General features: G+C 34.4%; 1 protein-coding gene. It reads left to right on the top strand.

From position 1 onward, the window contains the following. Positions 1-214: 214 nt before the first annotated feature. A complete protein-coding gene (locus V7K25_RS16760) occupies positions 215-1348 on the top strand; it encodes an ISAs1 family transposase (protein WP_335159674.1) in 1134 nt (377 codons plus the stop codon). The last annotated feature ends 254 nt before the right edge of the window (positions 1349-1602 follow it).

Genomic DNA, 1602 nt, shown 5'->3' with positions numbered 1-1602 from the left:
CAGGGCAAACGCATCTAAATATTGACGAGCCTGAATCAGAGTAGAATTTAGCAAAACCCCAATCAAACAAGGCTTTCAGGAAATTAAATATTCACCTAAATGGTAATGATAATCATTGTGTAGGGGAGTTAGAGGCAGCTAACGGCTGCCTGTCAAGGAATATGGTATTCTTGCAGAAACTCCAAAGAAGAATTTCATTCTTATTCGCCTCTCTATGAAGCTAAAGCCAAAAATCACAATTGCTGACCATTTTTTGGGAATAGAAGACCCACGAATAGATCGCACAAAGCGTCATAATTTAATCGATATCATGACGATTGCAATAATAGCAGTAATTTGTGGTGCCGATGGCTGGGTGGCAGTTGAGACCTATGGATGTGCGAAATATGAGTGGTTAAAAACATTTTTAGAATTACCAAATGGCATTCCGTCCCACGATACATTTACACGAGTTTTTTCACAAATAAATCCTCAACAATTCGAGTCATGTTTTGTTAATTGGATGAAATCAATACATCAGATGACTAATGGTGAAGTTGTTGCAATTGATGGTAAAACCTTACGCGGTTCTTACGATAGAAGTAGTGAGCAAAGTGCAATCCAAATAGTAAGTGCTTGGGCGACTACAAGTAAATTAGTATTGGGACAAGTTAAAGTTGACGAAAAATCAAATGAAATTACAGCAATTCCAGAATTATTAAAAGTCTTGGAGCTGTCTGGATGTATTGTCACAATTGACGCAATCGGTTGTCAAAAAGAGATTGTAAGATTAATTACAGAGCAAGATGCAGATTATGTAATTACGTTAAAAAAGAATCAAGGGAATCTTCACGATGAAGTTGAAAAACTATTCCAGTTAGGGATAAGTACAGATTTTGAGGGGATTGAGCATAGCACATATAAAACAGATGAAATTGGGCATGGTCGTCATGAAATCCGCCACTATGTGATGTTATCTCAGATTCAGTCTCTGCTTAACCCAGATTCAGTTTGGTCAAACTTTAATAGTGTTGGTATGGTAGAATCTGTCCGTTTAGTAGACGGTAAAACAACAGTTGAAACTCGTTATTTTATTAGTAGCCTTGAAGATAATGCTGAACAGTTTGCTAATTCTATTCGTAGTCATTGGGGAGTTGAGAATTCATTACATTGGGTATTGGATGTCGCCTTGAAGGAAGATGACTGTAGGATTAGGAAAGATAATGCTCCACAGAATTTTGCAATTCTTAGACATATTGCAGTCAATCTTTTAACTAAAGAGAAGCGTGTCAAACGCGGAATCAAAAATAAACAGTTTCTTGCGGCGATGGATAACAAATATTTACTAAGTATTTTAGCGTTAGCTTAAAATAGTACATTAAAACTTGAGTTGAATGTTTTACATAAAAGTTTTATTTATTCTCTAAGTAAATATATTCTTATGTAGCTCATAATTAAATTATTTTAGTATTGATGATTAGTTATTTAGCTGAAGATAAGCTAATTTAGATTTTGAGAAATATTTGATTTATTTTATTTATCATTCAATCATCTTTTACAATTATCGATGTCATTTTGGAATCTCCCTTAGTTTTTATTAGTAAATAAGATGCGTTTGCCCTG

The sequence above is a fragment of the Nostoc sp. genome (genome assembly GCF_036919495.1).
Classification (GTDB): domain Bacteria; phylum Cyanobacteriota; class Cyanobacteriia; order Cyanobacteriales; family Nostocaceae; genus Nostoc.
This window is presented reverse-complemented; position numbering and strand designations above follow the sequence as displayed.

Bases quoted from the DNA above. Each gene is read 5' to 3' on its own strand.
- V7K25_RS16760 (WP_335159674.1), top strand. From the start codon at position 215: ATGAAGCTAAAGCCAAAAATCACAATTGCTGACCATTTTTTGGGAATA.